At 48.8% G+C, this 18,173-nt stretch carries 14 protein-coding genes; 7 read left to right on the forward strand and 7 right to left on the reverse strand.

All coding sequences use genetic code 11. The annotated features are described in order from the left end of the window. Positions 1-109: 109 nt before the first annotated feature. Both BUB18_RS15150 and BUB18_RS15155 read right to left on the reverse strand, forming a co-directional pair. On the reverse strand, positions 110-382 hold the full coding sequence (locus BUB18_RS15150) for a hypothetical protein (protein ID WP_073082546.1): 273 nt from the start codon (positions 380-382) through the stop codon (positions 110-112). Positions 383-485: 103 nt separating this feature from the next. Further along, positions 486-1,103, reverse strand: coding sequence for an L-threonylcarbamoyladenylate synthase (locus tag BUB18_RS15155; RefSeq protein WP_073082549.1), 618 nt, complete (start codon positions 1,101-1,103; stop codon positions 486-488). 71 nt (positions 1,104-1,174) lie between these two features. Between BUB18_RS15155 and mtgA the strand changes: the two genes are divergently transcribed. After that, positions 1,175-1,909: a monofunctional biosynthetic peptidoglycan transglycosylase gene (mtgA, locus tag BUB18_RS15160; RefSeq protein WP_073082552.1), complete on the forward strand. Its 735-nt coding sequence runs from the start codon at positions 1,175-1,177 to the stop codon at positions 1,907-1,909. Here the strand turns inward: mtgA and BUB18_RS15165 are convergent, their stop codons facing one another. The 4 genes from BUB18_RS15165 to BUB18_RS15180 form a co-directional block, all read right to left on the reverse strand. Continuing rightward, positions 1,910-2,431: an AAA family ATPase gene (locus BUB18_RS15165; RefSeq protein WP_073082555.1), complete on the reverse strand. Its 522-nt coding sequence runs from the start codon at positions 2,429-2,431 to the stop codon at positions 1,910-1,912. Further along, on the reverse strand, positions 2,428-3,054 hold the full coding sequence (pnuC, locus tag BUB18_RS15170) for a nicotinamide riboside transporter PnuC (protein ID WP_073082781.1): 627 nt from the start codon (positions 3,052-3,054) through the stop codon (positions 2,428-2,430). Before pnuC ends, BUB18_RS15165 begins: the two co-directional genes overlap by 4 nt. Before the next feature lie 58 nt (positions 3,055-3,112). Beyond that, the gene (locus BUB18_RS15175; RefSeq protein ID WP_245805678.1) at positions 3,113-4,807 is read right to left on the reverse strand and encodes a PNGase F N-terminal domain-containing protein; all 1,695 of its coding nucleotides are present in this window, start codon (positions 4,805-4,807) and stop codon (positions 3,113-3,115) included. 86 nt (positions 4,808-4,893) lie between these two features. Further along, on the reverse strand, positions 4,894-5,490 hold the full coding sequence (locus BUB18_RS15180; RefSeq protein WP_073082557.1) for a NifU family protein: 597 nt from the start codon (positions 5,488-5,490) through the stop codon (positions 4,894-4,896). Between the two features lie 174 nt (positions 5,491-5,664). Here BUB18_RS15180 and BUB18_RS15185 point away from each other — a divergent pair, with 174 nt between their 5' ends. From BUB18_RS15185 to BUB18_RS15195, 3 genes are all read left to right on the forward strand, one after another. Further along, positions 5,665-6,117 carry a methylglyoxal synthase gene (locus BUB18_RS15185; RefSeq protein WP_073082560.1) on the forward strand — a complete coding sequence of 151 codons (453 nt, stop codon included), beginning with the start codon at positions 5,665-5,667 and terminating at the stop codon, positions 6,115-6,117. A gap of 58 nt (positions 6,118-6,175) precedes the next feature. Then, complete coding sequence (locus BUB18_RS15190) at positions 6,176-7,795, forward strand: mechanosensitive ion channel family protein (protein ID WP_073082563.1); 1,620 nt, start codon at positions 6,176-6,178, stop codon at positions 7,793-7,795. A gap of 84 nt (positions 7,796-7,879) precedes the next feature. Then, positions 7,880-9,418 carry a glycoside hydrolase family 10-like protein gene (locus BUB18_RS15195; RefSeq protein ID WP_073082565.1) on the forward strand — a complete coding sequence of 513 codons (1,539 nt, stop codon included), beginning with the start codon at positions 7,880-7,882 and terminating at the stop codon, positions 9,416-9,418. A gap of 23 nt (positions 9,419-9,441) precedes the next feature. Here BUB18_RS15195 and BUB18_RS15200 read toward each other — a convergent pair whose 3' ends face one another. Continuing rightward, positions 9,442-10,521 (reverse strand): hypothetical protein, encoded by a 1,080-nt coding sequence (locus BUB18_RS15200; protein WP_073082568.1) that lies wholly within the window; start codon positions 10,519-10,521, stop codon positions 9,442-9,444. 511 nt (positions 10,522-11,032) lie between these two features. Here BUB18_RS15200 and gltB point away from each other — a divergent pair. The 3 genes from gltB (at position 11,033) to BUB18_RS15215 (ending at position 18,027) form a co-directional block, all read left to right on the forward strand. Continuing rightward, positions 11,033-15,562 carry a glutamate synthase large subunit gene (gene gltB / locus BUB18_RS15205; RefSeq protein ID WP_073082571.1) on the forward strand — a complete coding sequence of 1,510 codons (4,530 nt, stop codon included), beginning with the start codon at positions 11,033-11,035 and terminating at the stop codon, positions 15,560-15,562. A 50-nt stretch (positions 15,563-15,612) separates the two neighbouring features. After that, entirely contained in the window at positions 15,613-17,100 is a 1,488-nt protein-coding gene (locus BUB18_RS15210; RefSeq protein WP_245805679.1) for a glutamate synthase subunit beta, read from the forward strand. 309 nt (positions 17,101-17,409) lie between these two features. After that, positions 17,410-18,027 (forward strand): hypothetical protein, encoded by a 618-nt coding sequence (locus tag BUB18_RS15215; RefSeq protein ID WP_073082572.1) that lies wholly within the window; start codon positions 17,410-17,412, stop codon positions 18,025-18,027. Positions 18,028-18,173: the final 146 nt, after the last annotated feature.

The following is an 18,173-nucleotide window of genomic DNA, read 5'->3' on the forward strand; positions in this document are numbered from 1 at the left end:
ACCGGCTTTGTTTGAGTAAGATATTTCCCATAAAAAAGTCCCGCTCCGGCGGGATTTTTTTATGGCCATTTATGTAGTTGACGAAGTCAAACATTATTTGTTGACAGCGTCAATAAGGCTTATTTTCAATACGTTGCGTGGTAGAGTAGTCGCCCAAACGGATTTTTACCGGTAGCCCGGTACGCTGCTGCACCTTCCATTCCTGCTTGCAGAAAAAGCCGAAACATTGATTGTAATATAAGTTCGGTGCAAGCGGCGCCACCTTCTTTTCTTCCGTTTTCTTTGGCGGCGGAATGATATGTACTGGTTTCAATTTAAACTCCTGGCCAAAGGCAACATGGCCAAAGGCCGCCAGCACGAGAATTAATGTCAGTTTCTTCATCTCACTAAGTTTTTAATTTTCCGGGATTCGCCGGCCGCGGCGGCCGGCGAATCCCGGTTGCAGATAGGGCCGAAGGCCCTATCTGCAACCGGAGAAAAATAAGCTACGCTATCGCCTCATAACTCCCGATCCCCTCACGAACCAACTCAGGCTCACCGCCGGTACAATCCACCACCGTGGAAAACCCCATACCACCAGGGCCGCCATCCACCACAATATCCACCAACTTTCCAAACTTTTCATAGATCACTTCCGGGTCCGTATATTCTTCCACGTAGTAATCGATCGGCAGGGTAGTGCTCATAATCGGGTTGTCCAGCTCCTTCACAATGGTGCGACAAATATTATTATCCGGCACCCTGATACCAACGGTATCTTTCTTTGTTTTCAGCAGCTTGGGCACCATTTTACTGGCGGGTAAAATAAACGTATATGGCCCCGGCAATGCCTTTTTCAGCATACGAAAAATGGGAGTATCCACACTTTTTGCGTAGTCGGATAAATGACTCAGGTCGTAACAGATAAAGGAAAAATTAGCCTTTTTAGGATCAATCTGCTTGATACGCGCAACCCGCTCAATGGCCTTCTGCTGCGTGATATCACAGCCCAACCCATACACAGTATCCGTTGGATAGATAATCACACCGCCGTCTTTCAGGCATTCAACAATCGTTTTGATGTTGCGGGGATTCGGGTTATCAGGGTGAACTTGTAAAAGCATATTCAAATTTAACGAAAATGGATGTCAAATTATCTTACTAACTTTCGGCCGATTTTTCTAAACCTACTTGGATGAAGCTTAAAGGAATTGTTCCGAGAATCTGGAGGAGATTGAAGAGAGTGCTATTAGTATTGATAATTGCCCAATTTGCCTATATCATTTTAACGAAGTGGGTGAATCCCCCTATTACGCTCACACAAATCTCCAGTTGGTTCAGTCTGTGGGGAACAGACAAAAAGCTGCATAAAAGCTGGGCCAGCTATGAGGAAATTTCCCAGCATGCTAAACTGGCCGTGATTGCCAGTGAGGATCAGCTGTTCACCGACCATGATGGATTCGATTTCAAATCCATCGAAAAGGCCATGAAGCATAACGCCAAGAGTAAGAAAATCCGTGGGGCCAGCACCATCAGTCAGCAGGTGGCAAAAAATGTTTTTTTATGGCAGGGGAGAAGTTGGATTCGCAAAGGCCTGGAGGTCTATTTTACTTTTATGATCGAAAAAATCTGGGGTAAACAGCGCATCCTGGAAGTATACCTCAACGTGGCGGAAACTGGTGAAGGCATCTTTGGCTTTGAATCTGCCGCCCAGGAATACTATCATAAGCCAGCGGCTAACCTCAACCGGGAAGAAGCAGCGATGATTACAGCAGCGCTTCCTAACCCGGTAAAATACACCGTAGTGCCCCCTTCCAGAACCACAGCCTACCGTCAGCGTAAAATCCTCATCCAGATGCGTAATATCGCACCTGATCCGGATATTGCCGAACTGGTAACAGGTATTGAAAATACTAAAAAGGAAAAGTAACTATCCGCGTAAGAGCTTGTCCACAGCGGTGGCGGCAATAGCTTCCCGCTGTGTATAACTACCACTGATATCTACAAACGGAATTCCGGATTGCACTACAATATCCCGGTAAACATTATAAAAATAACTGCGCATCTCCGGTTCCGGATGCTCCCTTTGCGGGTCGTGTTCCCAGGGGAGGTCAATATTGGTAAGGAGATATAAATCACACTGCTGCTGCGCAATCATCGCCAGGATGCGGTTGTCGCAGTCGCCATACTTATGCTCACTCCAAACTTTGATGACGTAGAGGTCTGTATCACAAATCAATACATCCGTAGCTTTCGCCAGCTGCTGCTGTTCCAGGGCCAGCTGCCCTTCCGCGATTTTCAACAGGTCATCCTTTTCGTAGGGGCGTTCCAGGTGCTCGATGTACCCGCGCGCATATTCAGGCGTCCATACGGTATGGAAACGCATGGCCAGCATCTCACTTAAAGTACTTTTGCCGGTCGACTCAGGCCCTATAACTACTACTTTTTTCATGCTTGTAAGCTTTCATTTGCCAGCCCTTCCTTCCTCCAGCTGAAGTAGCTGAATATGGCGATAATAAATAAGAAAATCGTCAGGAACGAAGTGAGATACAAATGTTTATAGAATAACAGCGGGATGGCTACGAGGTTGGAAATATTCAGCAGTATCCAGTTTTCCACCTTGCGTTTGGCCAGCAGCCACATACCGGCACAAGCGGTGGCGGATACAAAGCCATCTACAATCGGGGTAGTGGAGTCGGAATAGTTGGATAACAGGAAGTAAAATACCGCCCAGCCTATCACGGCAATACTGATGGCGATGCCCATGGTACGCGCAGCACTGAAGCTGATCCGCACATGTTCCTGCGACTGCCCTTTGCGGCGGGCCCAGTAAATCCAGCCGTACACGCTCATTACAAAGTAATAGGCATTTAGGGTAGCCTCAGCGTATAATTTGAAATGGGAATGGGAGAGGAGATAAACGTAAATACCAGTGCTCACTAACCCGGTGGGATATACGAGAATATTATTTTTTTTCTGGAAGATGACAGACAACACCGCAAAAAATACAGCTATGATTTCTAAGGTGGTCATCTCATGAAACCCACTCAGCAGGCCCTGGTATATTTCGTTCATGGGGCTAAAATTAAAACGAAAATATGGAAGCCGCACGGATACGGCTTCCATACTGCAATTATTTTTCTCCCAACAGGGTTCCGGAAACATTCCAGAAGCTCTGGCTGGTACCGGCAGGCAATCCCTGTGGAATGGCCACTTTAAAGGTATGTTTACCCGGTTTTACATCCGGGAGATTGATAAACACAGGCGTAGTAAGGGTTCCTGGGCACCAGTTGGACCTGCTCAGGTCTGAGGAGGAAAGTCCGTTGCCGAAGTTGCCCGATGCCGGATTGGAATAACGGTAGGTAGCACAGTCCGTACGCCATGGGATGAAGTGATACACCCGCTGGTTATCCACAAAAATTTCGTTTTGCTTTGGATTGAACTCATCGCCGCCGCCCCAGCCGCCATGGCCGGTGGTGAGGTAGCGCAGCTGCAGCTTTTTAATGCCTTCAGGAATATCCACTGTTACGGTCAGGGAGTCTTTGTCGAACAGGGTAGCATATTCCTGTCCGGCCATTTCCATCACGTTAGTAGTGTTAAACACTGGCATAACGAAATTGGTGCCGGCGCCCTGCTCTTCCTCATCATAGCCGGGGTAGTACTTGAATGTCAGGCTTACCTTGTGCCCGCCTTTATCATAGTTGCCGATGTAAACACCCAGCCATACTTCGCCCTGTAAGGCGCTGGACAGCTCGGTGATATCCTGTTTATAAATAACGGAATCCGCCCAGTGATACCCCTGGATCTGCACCTGGTTATTGAACTGGCGCACCCCAAACGGAGTAAAGAAGCGGATTACTTCCAGTGGCGGTGTGAAAGAAGGTGTTTTTACCATGCCCTGGTAGGTTTTGCCGTTACGCGCGTGGTACAGTGGCAGCACTGCCGCGCCTTTCTTTAGGCCGTCCAGGAAAGTGGTATCCGTACCTACCGGCACCATAAATACGGAACCGGTGCGGTCGTACGCATCGCCATTAGAGTACTGTACCAGCTCGGCAAACAGGTTGTAGCCTTTCTTCCATTCCGGCAGCTTTACCTTTTTCAGGATGATGGTACCGCCGGCGTAGTGGTAAGTTTTGTTAAGCTGCTCTCCTTCAGGGTTAGGGGTATTATTGCCCCAGCTGATCTGCTCCTGCTCAAATACCGGCAGGGTGGTATAGCGACTATCAATCACAGCGCGCATATATGCCGCATCGTTCACCACGTTGCCTTTGTTGGCCGGCCATGCCAGCTCCTGCGGCGTTACTTTGCGATATTCGATTTTGCGGGCAATGGTTTCGCTGTTGCCGTTTCTTACGATGCGCAGCACCAGGCCGAGGCCGGGAGCATAGCTGAGCGTAGGCGTACCTTTTATTTTAAGTGCGTTGGTATACCACACCTCAATAGTGTTGGAGCGCACAAAGAGTTTTGCTTTTTTGCAGGGGAGGCCGAGTATGGTAGCTGTGTCTGGCAGGAGTTCCGGTTGTGGGTGTTCGGAAAACGGCTTTTGCAGCGTGTATACGTCGCCGTTGCCTAGTGTCAGCACCTGGAGCGTGGTTTGATTGTTGTAGTCCAGGTATTGCTGCTCTTTTTGCGCCTTATCGCCAGGCTGGATATGCACCTGGTTATGATCTACCACCATGCGCAGCCCTTCGCCGCCGGCAGGCTTTCCATTGTTTACAAATCCGTAGGTAATAACGGCAACAGTACTATCGGTTTTTTTCTTTTGCGCCGCAGTTGGCAGGGCGGCAGCGAGGCAAATCCAGGCGAGTAGTCCTTTCATTTTTTTCATTGCTTTTTTGGATCGGGTATAAAAGAAAAAAGCACAGCCACTAAGACTGTGCTTTCATTTAACACTATCATTCACTCAACTATGGCTTATTCTGCTTCTGCCACTACTTCCTTCACTTCCGGAATCATACGCTTCATCATGCCTTCGATGCCGGCTTTGAGCGTAATCATGGAAGAAGGGCAGCCTGAGCAGGAACCTTGTAACATCAGTGTAACCGTACCTTCGCTGTAGTCTTTAAACTGGATAGCACCGCCATCCATTTCTACCGCTGGTTTCACGTAGTTTTCAAGTAATTCCTTAATTCGTTTTACCACATCACTGTCATCTGCACTTACCGTATTGGTAGCGGAAGTTTTAGTTACCACTACTTCATCCTCATTCACAACAGGACGGTTATCCTCCAGGTATTCTTTCAGGAAAGCTTTCACTGTAGGGATAATATCATTCCAATCCGTTTCCGGAGTTTTAGTTAATGTGATAAAGTTAGCCATGATAAACACCCCTCTGATGAAAGGGAAGCTAAACAGCTCCACTGCAAGCGGGGATGGTTTGGCACTGGCTTCATCCGGAAAATCAATGCTTTTGCCTGGATACAACAGTTTGTTTGCCACAAACTTCATTGTTTCCGGGTTAGGCGTCATTTCTGTGTATATGCTGATAATGGGATTTCCTGTTTTAATCATTGTATCCAATTTTACGCAACAAAGGTAACATTTTTAGGGGAGTTTTCCCTGACGGAATTCCCGTTTAGGGATCGAATTTTACAATATCATTATAGGGAAAAACGATTTCTTCATTAATATTACACATAATCGACATTTATTTATTCCACATCCTATATTACTTTTGTGGTACATATGCAAACAGTTAAAACGCTTAAAGCACGCAAACGCATCGCGTTAATCGCACACGACCACAAAAAAGCAGAGCTGATTGAGTGGGCTACCTACAACAAAACTGTGCTCAGTCGCCATGAGCTCTACGCTACCGGCACCACCGGCAAGCTGATAGAGGAGGCGCTGGACGTTTCTGTTCGTAAACTGCTGAGCGGCCCGCTCGGTGGCGACCAGCAAATTGGCGCACTGGTGGCCGAAGGCGCACTGGATGTGATCATCTTCTTCTGGGACCCCATGGAAGCACTGCCACATGATCCGGATATCAAAGCACTGCTGCGCCTGGGCGTAGTCTGGAATATTCCGATTGCCAATAACCGCTCCACCGCCGACTTCCTGCTCACATCCCCGCTGATGCACCAGGACTACGAAGTAATCCTTCCTGATTACACCCAATACCTGGGCAGAAAGGTATAGTAGCTGCCAATGGCGGCTGACATCGATTTTTTCCGTATTTTAATAGAAAGGTTCGGGAATGCGATTGTTATGCTCCATTATATGTTGCTGCCTGCTGATCAGCGGCTTCGCGCAATCAGATACTACCACTCATTTGAAATCGGGTGTGCCGGTCAAACCCTTTGGCGACACCCTGTTTTTCATCTATAATCAGATAGGGCCCCTCGTGCCCACAGAACGGGCGGCCCAGATTGAGCGGAAAATTAAGCGGCTGACAGAAAATCCGCTCTTCAGCCCCGACTCACTGCTTATTTCCCCCAATGAGGCTAACCTGGATGTGAGTTATGGAGATGAAATTCTGTTCTCGGTAACAGCCAAAGACTCTGCAGTACTGCATCTCAGCAAAGACTCCATAGCCAGGTACAATGCCGGTCGTATAGGCAGCGCCGTTAGCAACTATCAGCAGGAATTCGGCTGGAAAGCCATATTACATCGCTTTTTATGGCTGGCGGTAGTACTCATCGCATTCACAGGCCTGGTTATACTCATCAATTTCATTTTCCGTAGGATAAAAATGCGGCTGGTGAAACGGAAAGATAGTCTGTTCAAAGGCCTGCACGTTAGCGGATACGCCCTCATGAACCCTTCCAGGCAGCTGGCATTTGCTTTCATGGTACTGCGTATCATTAGAATAGCCGTCATTCTCCTGGTATTATACCTCACCCTGCCGATTATATTCAGCATTTTCCCATGGACGGAAGGACTGGCTGATACACTCCTGCACTGGACGCTCGATCCATTAAAAGCCATATTGAAACAAACACTTGCCTATCTCCCCAAATTATTAACCATACTGGTGATATACCTGATCACCCGGGGGTTGGTACGGCTGGTAGGATTTCTTTCAAAGGAAGTGGCCAATGGCAACCTGGTAATTAAAGGCTTTTATGCGGACTGGGCAAGGCCTACGGCCAGCGGCATCAAGTTCCTGCTGTACGCTTTTATGTTCGTCATCATCTTCCCGTACCTGCCAGGCTCGGACTCCAAAGTGTTTCAAGGAGTTTCCGTATTCCTGGGTATCCTGTTTTCCCTGGGATCATCATCCGCTATTTCCAATATCATTGCCGGCTTTGTGATCACCTACATGCGGCCATTCAGAATCGGCGACCGCATACGGCTGGGAGAAATCACCGGCGACGTAATCGAAAAAAGCTTACTGGTAACGCGTTTGAGGACCATCAAAAATGAAGAAATCACCGTACCTAATGCCAGTATTTTAAACGGACATACGATCAATTACTCCACCTCGTCCAAAGAGCTGGGCCTGATTCTCCATACAACTGTTACCATTGGTTATGAGGTACCCTGGAACGTGGTGCACGACCTGCTCATCAAAGCTGCCATGGAAACGGATGGCCTCTTGAAAGACAAGACACCGTTTGTACTCCAAACAGCTTTGAATGATTTTGCGGTGGCCTACGAAATCAACGCTTATACGGACCAGCCTAATAAAATGGCCGTGATTTACTCGGAACTGCACCGGCAAATTCACATTGCGTTTAACAATGCAGGTGTGGAAGTTATGTCGCCACACTACTACGCCCACAGGGATGGCAACCATTCCACCGTGAGCGCGGAACAGCTGCCGAAGGACTACCAGGCACCACCTTTCCATGTCAACATCTCCGCAAAGGATTAATTCAAAAAAACTGCTAATCAAATAATTAAACACTCTCCGCATACGTTTTCCTATTTTCGCATTTCACGGATTTAATCGACGAAGATGTTGAAGCATTTAATAGCTGGCGTAATCTTATGGATAGGCCTGATGCAGCAGGTATGGGCACAATTACCGCCTAAAAGAGAAATGAGAGCGGTGTGGATAGCCACGGTAGAAAATATCGACTGGCCTTCCCGGCGTGGGCTCAGCTCTGATCAACAAAAACAGGAGTTTATTACCCTGCTCGACCAGGCACGCCGTAACGGCATGAATGCAGTAGTAGTACAGGTAAGACCAGTGGCAGATGCCTTTTATCAATCGCTTTATGAGCCCTGGTCCGAGTACCTCACCGGCACACAAGGCCGCCCGCCGTATCCATACTATGATCCGCTGGCTTTCATGATCGAAGAAACACATAAGCGTGGCATGGAATTTCATGCCTGGTTCAATCCATATCGTGCAGTCTTCAACGTTAGTCGCAGCAGCGTGAGCCCCGACCATATCACCCGTCGCAATCCGCAGTGGTTTCTCAACTACGATGGTAAAAAATATTTTGACCCCGCCCTGCCGGAAGTACGGGAGTATGTAACCAATATTATCCGTGATGTGGTAAAGCGTTATGATGTGGATGCTATTCACTTCGATGACTATTTTTATCCGTATCGCGCGCCTGGTAAGGAATTCCCGGACAACGGTTCCTACCGTATGTATGGGGGCAATATGAACAAGGACGACTGGCGCCGCCAGAATGTGGACCTCATCATTGAAAAGCTCAGCAAGGCGATCAAGGAAGAAAAGCCATATGTGAAATTTGGCATCAGTCCGTTTGGCGTGTGGCGTAACCGCGACCGTGATCCCGAAGGTTCGTATACCCGTGGGGGTATGTCCAATTACGACGACCTTTATGCCGACGTGGTAAAGTGGCTGAAGAAAGGCTGGATTGACTATGTAACGCCGCAGCTATACTGGGAAAGAGGTCACCGGCTGGTGGCTTACGAAATACTCCTCAACTGGTGGAGTCAGCATGGCTATGACAAACATGTGTATATCGGCCATGGCGTGTATAAAATCAACAGCAACAGCATCTGGCGCAACCCAAATGAAGTGCCCTTACAGATAGAAGAAGCCAGAACCCTGAATACCGTGCAGGGAAGTTTCTTTTACAGCGCGAAATCCTTTGCCGGCAACCCGCTGGGGATTGAGGACACGCTGCGGAATCACCTGTATAAATATCCCGCACTGATTCCAACTATGCCATGGCTGCCGAATACTGCACCGGAGGCGCCTTATTTCATTGATGCCTTTGAGCGCAGCTGGGGCCTGGAAATTCACTGGTCCGACAATGACACGCTGGGGCATACGAAGCAATATGTTTTATACCGTTTTGCAGAAAATGAGGCCATTAACCTGACCGACCCTACGAAAATCATTGCGATTGTGCAGCAGGCGTCAGACCCGGAGTTCAGGGATTTGTCGTACGTAAAGGGAAGAGGGTATACTTATGTAGTTACTGCACTGGACCGTTTGCAGAATGAGAGTTTAGCCAGCGAACCGCTGCGGGTAAGGCCCGGCGTCAAAACCATGTTTGAGTTCGAGCCTTAGCCGAAACGATATTACCGGTGCATTTAGAAAATGAATGCACCGGTTTCCATGTCTATAGCTGTGCCATTGGGCAATGGTGTAAGGTCGGGGAATGCATCCGCATTCACTAACTGAACAGTTTTTCCTACGATAGCGCCGGCAATAGCACCTCCGGCTACCGAAGACCAAAGAATAGCAGAATTTCTTTTCCTCGCGTTTTCCAGGTATTTGGTGATAATAAATCCGTTTTGATATTTAGAAATGGGCAGTACGGTATATCCCAGGTTGCGCAATACTTCTCCGTCTTTCACTACTCCCCAGCAGTCAATCGGCTTACCAGCCTTATCTACTATCAATATTTTTCTTTTTTGTTGGGAGATGTCAAATTCTCTGCTGCTCGGTTTGTTCGTTTTAAATTCTTCGAACGACCTATAAACGCCATCCACCAGTGAATCTTTCAGCGCGGGTATATTTCTTTTAGCCTCATATATATTCATGATGCCTTCCTTGGAAAGGGCTGCAGTATTATGCGCCAGGGCATTGTCAAGATGGGCGATGGTGCTGTCCATCAGGTCTTGTATGGCGTTGGCAATATTAGTTTTATGTTTATGGGTCACATCCATGCCGCCGTTATTTTTTACGATATCGGCGGTGGCCAGTTCTACGAAGCTATTGCCATTGGTGGTGCCGTAGGTGGTACCTTTAAAGCGCAGGTAAGCCTTTTCGCTCATGCCCCCGGTTCTTTCCGCGATGCGCAGGGCTTCCACTATCATCAAGATTTGTACGCCGCCTTGTTTATACAGGTGCCCATAGGCGCTGTTGATATGCGATTGCAGATAGGCGGTAGCGTTAGTATCGGGTGCGGCTATCACCACGCTGTTCATCATTCCTTTTTGAGCATAACCAATGTGGGTGCTGTCCCAGAGGTACTGCACCACCTCTACGCCACTGATTGGGCGGGTAGTTACGGCCGACAGGGTCCTTTCGCTGGTGCTGAGCCTGATTGTTTTCACGGATGGCTTTGGCACCGCAGCGGTATCATTATACATCGGGTCCTGGGCAAAAGCCGCTGCTGCAAATAGGAGCAGGGCAGGAAAGAGCGTTATTTTTTTTAGTACTGGCATAGGTATATAATATAATATTATAGATACAGGGAGATGTTAGTCGTGCTGATACTAAGATAAAAAGAGAAATTAAAGTAGCAGCGGGTGCTCCGGGAATTTACTTTTAGGGTATGATACCTATGTCACATACATATATTATTATCTACCTATTATTATATTTCCACATACAGCTTGATAACTTTAGTGTCCTCAAACCCGCCACTGTATGATATTTTGCTCATTTATGGTCGATTATTCGCATTTGGTTGCTAAAAAAATATTCAGATTTTAGCTTTACCCCTGCTTCAGCTGGCTCCCGGAGGCTTAGCGCAACTCCATTTTTTTAAAAAATTTAAACCGTCATTGGTTTTATTTTCAATTTTTCTAAATTTTAGCCCTATAACAAAAGTTTGTATAAAAAAAGTCGCATTCCTTTAGTATCTTTAAACCGTTCCCGAAAAATATCGTACACCATCACCCACGGCGCAAGTCAATGGGGGAAGTGTGCCTAAGAATTAAATTTATCAAATCAATGGATGAAGTGAAGCAAACGCAAGGTTTATACCGTCCTGAATTCGAACATGATGCCTGCGGAACAGGTTTTACCGCTCACATTAAGGGGCGTAAATCCCACCAGATCATCAGTGATGCGCTGACCATGCTTGAAAACATGGAGCACCGCGGTGCCTGCGGCTGTGAGCAAAACACTGGAGATGGTGCAGGTATTCTGTTTCAGATGCCACATGAGTTTTTTTATGATGAGTGCCTGAAATTGGGTATCCGTTTACCAGAGTTTGGCAAATACGGTGTAGGGATGATCTTCTTCCCTAAAGAACCTCGTTGGCGCGAAGAGTGCCGTGAAATCCTCCAGCGCTCTGCTGAAAAGCTCGGTCTGGAAATCCTTGGCTACCGCAAGGTACCTGTGCGTCCCGATGGTATCGGTGAAACCGCCCTTTCTGTAGAACCTGAAATTGAGCAGGTATTTATCGCCTGCCCTTATCATATTAGTGATGCCACCAGTTTTGAACGTAAACTGTTCGTACTGCGTAACTATGTTACCAAAACTGTTCGCAACACTATTCCAAAGGAAAAAGCATCCTTTTATATCGCCTCCATGTCTTATCAGACGATCGTATATAAAGGACAGCTGACCACCTATCAGGTACGTCATTATTATCCAGACCTGGCTGATGAGAAAATGGTATCTGCCTTCGCGTTGATCCACTCCCGTTTTGCAACCAATACATTCCCAAGCTGGAGCCTGGCGCATCCTTTCAGATATATCGCCCACAACGGTGAAATCAATACCCTGAAAGGTAACCTCAACTGGCTCCGCGCCGGCGAAAGAGATTTCGTTTCCAAATACTTCTCCAAAGAAGAACTGGAAATGCTCCTGCCGATCGTGGAAGATGGCCAGTCCGACTCCGCCAGCCTCGATAACGTGATAGAACTGCTGACCCTTTCCGGTCGCTCCCTCCCGCATGTAATGATGATGCTCGTTCCTGAAGCATGGGACGGCAACGAGGATATGGACCCGGTGAAGAAAGCATTCTACGAATACCACGCCTCGCTGATGGAGCCATGGGATGGACCAGCTTCCATCTCCTTCACAGATGGTAAAATCATCGGTGCTACCCTCGACCGTAACGGTCTGCGCCCAAGCCGCTTCGTGGTTACTAAAGACGACCGCGTGATCATGGCTTCGGAAGCCGGGGTACTGCCAATCGATCCTAAAAACGTAAAAGAAAAAGGCCGCCTGCAACCTGGTAAAATGTTCATCGTAGACATGGACCAGGGCCGCATCATCGGCGATGAGGAACTGAAACAGCAAATATGCTCTCAGCAACCTTACGGCGAGTGGCTCAATAAATACAAAATCCGCCTCGAAGAACTGCCTGAACCACGCGTAACCTTTACGCACCTGGAACATGAGCAGATCTTTAAATACCAGCGCGCCTTCGGTTATACCACCGAAGACCTGAACACCATCATTGCGCCAATGGCCATCGATGGTAAAGAGCCGGTAGGCTCCATGGGTACAGATGCGCCACTGGCAGTACTCAGCAATCAGCCGCAGCACCTCAGCAGCTACTTTAAGCAGTTGTTCGCCCAGGTAACCAACCCGCCAATCGATCCGATCAGGGAAAGACTGGTGATGTCGCTCGCTACCTTCGTGGGCAACAACGGTAACCTGCTCGATGAAGATCCGCTGCACTGCCACGGTCTGGCACTGCGCCATCCAATCCTCAACAACTTTGAGCTGGAAAAAATCCGCAGCATTGATACCGGTCTGTTCCAGGCTAAAACCCTGCAGACTTACTTCAAAGCGGATGGTAAACCTGGCTCCATGGAGAAAGGACTGGCCCGCCTCTGCCGCTACGCTGTTGATGCCGTGGAAGACGGTTTCGAGGTAATCATCCTCTCTGACCGTGCCATCGACTCCGAGCACGCCGCCATCCCTTCTCTGATGGCTGCTTCCGCAGTACACCACCACCTGATCCGTAAGGGTTACCGTGGCCAGGTAGGACTGATCGTAGAAGCCGGCGACGTATGGGAAGTACATCACTTTGCCTGCCTGCTGGGCTTTGGCGCTACCGCCATCAACCCATACCTGGCACTGAGCACCATCCGTGACCTGAAAATCAATGGCAAGCTGGACACCGACCAGGACCCTGATAAACTGAAGAAAAACTACATCAAAGCTGTTTGCGATGGCTTGCTGAAAGTATTCTCCAAAATGGGTATCTCTACCCTGCAATCCTACCAGGGTGCGCAGATCTTCGAAATCCTCGGTATCAGCCAGAGCGTAGTGGATAAATACTTCACCGGTGCGGTTTCCCGCATCCAGGGCCTCACTACAGATGATATTGCCCGTGAAACACTGGCAAAACACTGGATGGGCTATGGTCGCAAAGAAACACCGGTGCAGCGCCTCACAGAAGGTGGCGTATACCAGTGGAAACGCAAAGGTGAGTTCCACCTCTTTAATCCGAATACCATTCACCTGCTGCAATTGGCTACCCGTATGGGCGATTACAGCACGTTTAAAAAATATTCCAAAGCCGTTAACGACCAGAGCGAAAAAGCAGCTACCCTCCGTAGCATGTTCACGTTCAAGCGTACACGCCCATCTATCTCTATCGATGAAGTAGAGCCGGCGTCCAGCATCATGAAACGCTTCGCTACCGGTGCAATGAGCTTTGGTTCCATTTCCCACGAAGCGCACTCCACACTCGCTATCGCGATGAACCGCATCGGTGCTAAAAGCAATACCGGTGAAGGGGGAGAAGATGAAATCCGTTACGAGCAACTGCCTAACGGTGACTCTATGCGCTCTGCTATCAAGCAGGTGGCAAGTGCCCGATTTGGCGTAACCAGCTACTATCTGACCAATGCAGATGAACTGCAGATCAAGATGGCACAGGGCGCTAAACCAGGGGAAGGTGGTCAGCTGCCTGGTCATAAGGTAGACGAATGGATCGCGAAAGTAAGACACTCCACACCAGGGGTAGGTCTGATCTCTCCGCCTCCGCACCACGATATTTACTCTATCGAGGATCTGGCTCAGCTGATCTTTGACCTGAAAAACGCTAACCGCGCTGCACGTATCAGTGTAAAACTGGTATCTAAAGCAGGTGTAGGCACCATCGCTGCCGGTGTGGCAAAAGCACACGCCGATGTAGTACTGGTTTCTGGTTTCGACGGCGGTACCGGTGCTTCTCCGATCAGCTCCATCAAACATGCAGGGCTGCCCTGGGAACTCGGTCTGGCTGAATCTCACCAAACCCTCGTTAAAAATAAACTCCGCAGCCGCGTAGTACTGCAGACCGATGGTCAGCTGAAAACCGGCCGCGACATCGCCATCGCTACCCTGCTGGGTGCGGAAGAATGGGGCGTGGCTACTGCCGCACTGGTAGTAGAAGGCTGCATCATGATGCGTAAATGCCATGTAAACACCTGCCCTGTAGGTGTGGCCACCCAGGACCCTGAACTCCGCAAGCGCTTCACCGGCGACCCGCAGCATGTGGTAAACCTGTTCAACTACCTCGTAGAAGAACTCCGCGAAATCATGGCCGATCTCGGATTCCGCACCGTTAACGAAATGGTGGGACAGGTAGACAGCCTGCAGATGCGCGAAGACATCACCAACTGGAAAACACAGAAACTGGACCTGAGCCCAATCCTGTACAAAGAACCAGCTGCTGCCGAAACAGGGCTGTACAAACAGGAAGAACAGGATCACGGTTTACGCGAAGTGCTCGACTGGCAGCTGCTCAAAGTAGCACAGCCGGCACTGGAAAAGAAAGCCCGTGTATACCACCAGTTTAATGTTAGAAATACTGACCGTACTATCGGTACCATTTTATCAAACGAAATCACTAAACGCTACCTGAGCGAAGGCCTTCCTGAAGATACCCTTCACTTCAAGTTTACAGGTTCCGCCGGTCAGAGCTTTGGCGCATTTACGACCAAAGGTCTGACGCTGGAACTGGAAGGAGAAGCCAATGACTACTTCGGTAAAGGCTTGTCCGGCGCCAAACTGATCCTCTATCCAAGCGGAGAAGCAGGCTTCAAGGCAGAAGACAACATCATCGCCGGTAACGTATGCTTCTATGGCGCTACTTCCGGGGAAGCTTACATCCGCGGTAAAGCGGGCGAACGCTTCTGCGTACGTAACTCCGGTGCTACCGTTGTAACCGAAGGCGTGGGTGATCACGGCTGCGAGTACATGACCGGCGGCCGCGCAGTCATCCTCGGCGAAACAGGACGCAACTTCGGTGCAGGTATGTCAGGCGGTATTGCCTTCGTATACGATGTGAAAGGCAACTTCGCTAACCACTGCAACCGCGATATGATCGACCTCGATCCACTGGATCAGGAAGACGTAGCAGCCCTGCAGGACCTGATTACTAAACATCACGCCTACACGAACAGCACCGTAGCTAAGTTTATCCTGAAAGACTGGGATAACCAACTGCGCCACTTCGTGAAAGTGTTCCCTAAAGAATACAAGGCAGCACTGAAAGCAGGCAAAGCATTAGGTCAGAAAGTAGGCCACTAGTAACAATTAACATTCATCATCAAAATATCCCTTGTGTTTAAAGGGACTTTGTGGAGGCTATTATGGGTAAACCTACAGGATTCCTGGAATTTACACGCGAGCTGCCCGGGAAATCAGATCCGCGGGAAAGAGTAAAACACTACAACGAGTTTGTAGAGCGTTTTCCTGAACAAAAACTGAATCAGCAGGCTGCCCGCTGCATGAACTGCGGCGTGCCTTTCTGCCACAGCGGATGCCCGCTGGGTAACGTAATACCAGAATTTAACGATGCTGTTTACCGCCAGGACTGGCAGGAAGCATACGATGTACTGACATCTACCAACAACTTTCCGGAATTTACCGGCCGTATCTGCCCAGCACCCTGTGAAAGCGCCTGCGTACTGGGTATCAATCAGCCACCGGTAGCTATTGAAGAAATAGAAAAGAATATTATCGAAATCGCATTCGAAAAAGGTTTGGTGCAGGCCAAAGCGCCAAGAGTGCGTACCGGTAAAAAAGTAGCCGTCGTAGGCTCCGGCCCTGCAGGCCTCGCCGCCGCAGCACAACTGAACTACGCCGGCCACCAGGTAACCGTGTTTGAACGCGACGATAAGCCAGGAGGCCTCCTCCGCTACGGTATTCCGGACTTTAAACTGGAAAAATGGGTGATCGACCGCCGTATCAAAGTGATGGAAGAAGAAGGGATCACCTTCCAATGCAACACTAATATAGGCGTTACCGTTAATGCCAACGATCTGTTGAGAGAATTCAACGCTGTGGTTCTGGCCGGTGGGTCAACAATTCCACGCGACCTCAACATTCCCGGACGCGAACTGAAAGGAGTACACTTTGCCATGGACTTCTTAAAACAACAAAACAAGCGTGTGGCTGAGCTTAGCGTAGATGGCACCGATATCCTGGCTACTGGCAAAAATGTTGTAGTAATAGGTGGTGGTGATACCGGTTCCGACTGCGTGGGAACCAGCAACCGTCACGGCGCAATAAGCATCACTCAACTGGAATTATTACCTAAACCTCCAGGTGAACGCACGGATTATATGCCTTGGCCTACTTATCCAATGACGCTGAAAACATCGACTTCCCACGAAGAAGGTGCCGACAGACAATGGGCCATCGCTACCAAAGAATTTATCGGCGACGAAAACGGCAACCTGAAAGCCCTCCGCCTGGTTGACCTGCAATGGTCCCTCAGCCCGGATGGTCGCCCCGCTAAATTCACCGAAATTCCAGGCTCCGAAAGAGATGTTCCCTGCGAGCTCGCTTTCCTGGCAATGGGCTTTGTACACCCGCAACACGTGGGTATGCTGGACCAGCTGGAAGTTGAAAGAGACGAAAGAGGCAATGTCAAAGCCTCTGAAAAACAATACCTGACATCCATTCCTAAAGTGTTCACCGCCGGCGATATGCGCCGTGGTCAGTCACTGGTGGTATGGGCCATTAGCGAAGGTCGCGAGTGTGCGAGAAAAGTAGATGAGTTCCTGATGGGATCTTCCCAGCTGGAAAGTAAAGACCATTCGTTACAAGCCATGGCTTTGTAACAGGCGATTATCGTTGATAATCAACCTGTCTGAATCATATTACAGCTTCGGCTGTTTAACTTTTCTCATAAGCAGGTTTAGATTTTGTTGTAACCTTCAGTCGGGCCGGGTTTTTACCCGGCCTTTTATTTTTATTTCGGGAGATGCAATCGCTTCCTTAGCAGAAGGAATAAGGCTATTCAGCTATTTCCCGTTTTGCCGGCACACAGAAAAAATACCTTTACATCGATTTATTAACTGCAATAGACGCGGACCTCCATACCCGCAGCTATAAAGCCACAATCCTGCGGCTAAATACATGGATGTATAATGAAAAAAGTGCTGTGTACCTGGTGCCTCCTCATAGCCTGCTGCTTCGCCATAGCCCAGCAGCCACCGGCATCTTCCCTGATTATTTATGCCAACACTTATCAACAGGGACTTTACCATACTTTCCGGGAATTTCAGACCAACGCACCTTCTGAAAACGGAAACCTCGTGATCAAAGACCGCAGCAGCGCCGCCCAAATGTACCTCCTGGCCGATAAAAACCAGCTCGTCATCCGCGACGCCACAGGAGAGCGCAAAGTGAAAGACTACTGGGGCTACTGCGATGGCCAGCACATCTACGTTCGCGATAATGGCCTCAACAAAATCATCGAAACCGGCTACTATTGCATCTATTTTCAGCGACGCATGCAGCCCGCCGGCCGTACATATAATCCGGCCGACATGACCACCGGCCCCATGAACGTGTCCGTTGAATGCTACAAAGTAATCAACATTATCACCGGCGAAATCCTCGAACTATCCGCCTATAACCTCAAAAAATATATCCTTCCGCAGGACCCCGAACTGTTGCAGGAGTTCCGAACCGACAAGGAAAAGAAAGATAAACTGCTCTGGTACATTCGTAAGTTCAACCAGCGGAATCACCCTGTTATATAGGATTTGCACCGTTTTTACAGAAAAAAAGTATGCCCGTTACCGTATTTAACGTATTCTTGCACCAAGCGTCATAACCCTGTGCCCCAGGTATGAATTTTGTATGGGCCGTTATGTGGCCCTGACTTTGCATGACACAATCCTGTTTT

The organism is Chitinophaga jiangningensis, assembly GCF_900142605.1.
In the GTDB taxonomy this organism is placed as follows: domain Bacteria; phylum Bacteroidota; class Bacteroidia; order Chitinophagales; family Chitinophagaceae; genus Chitinophaga; species Chitinophaga jiangningensis.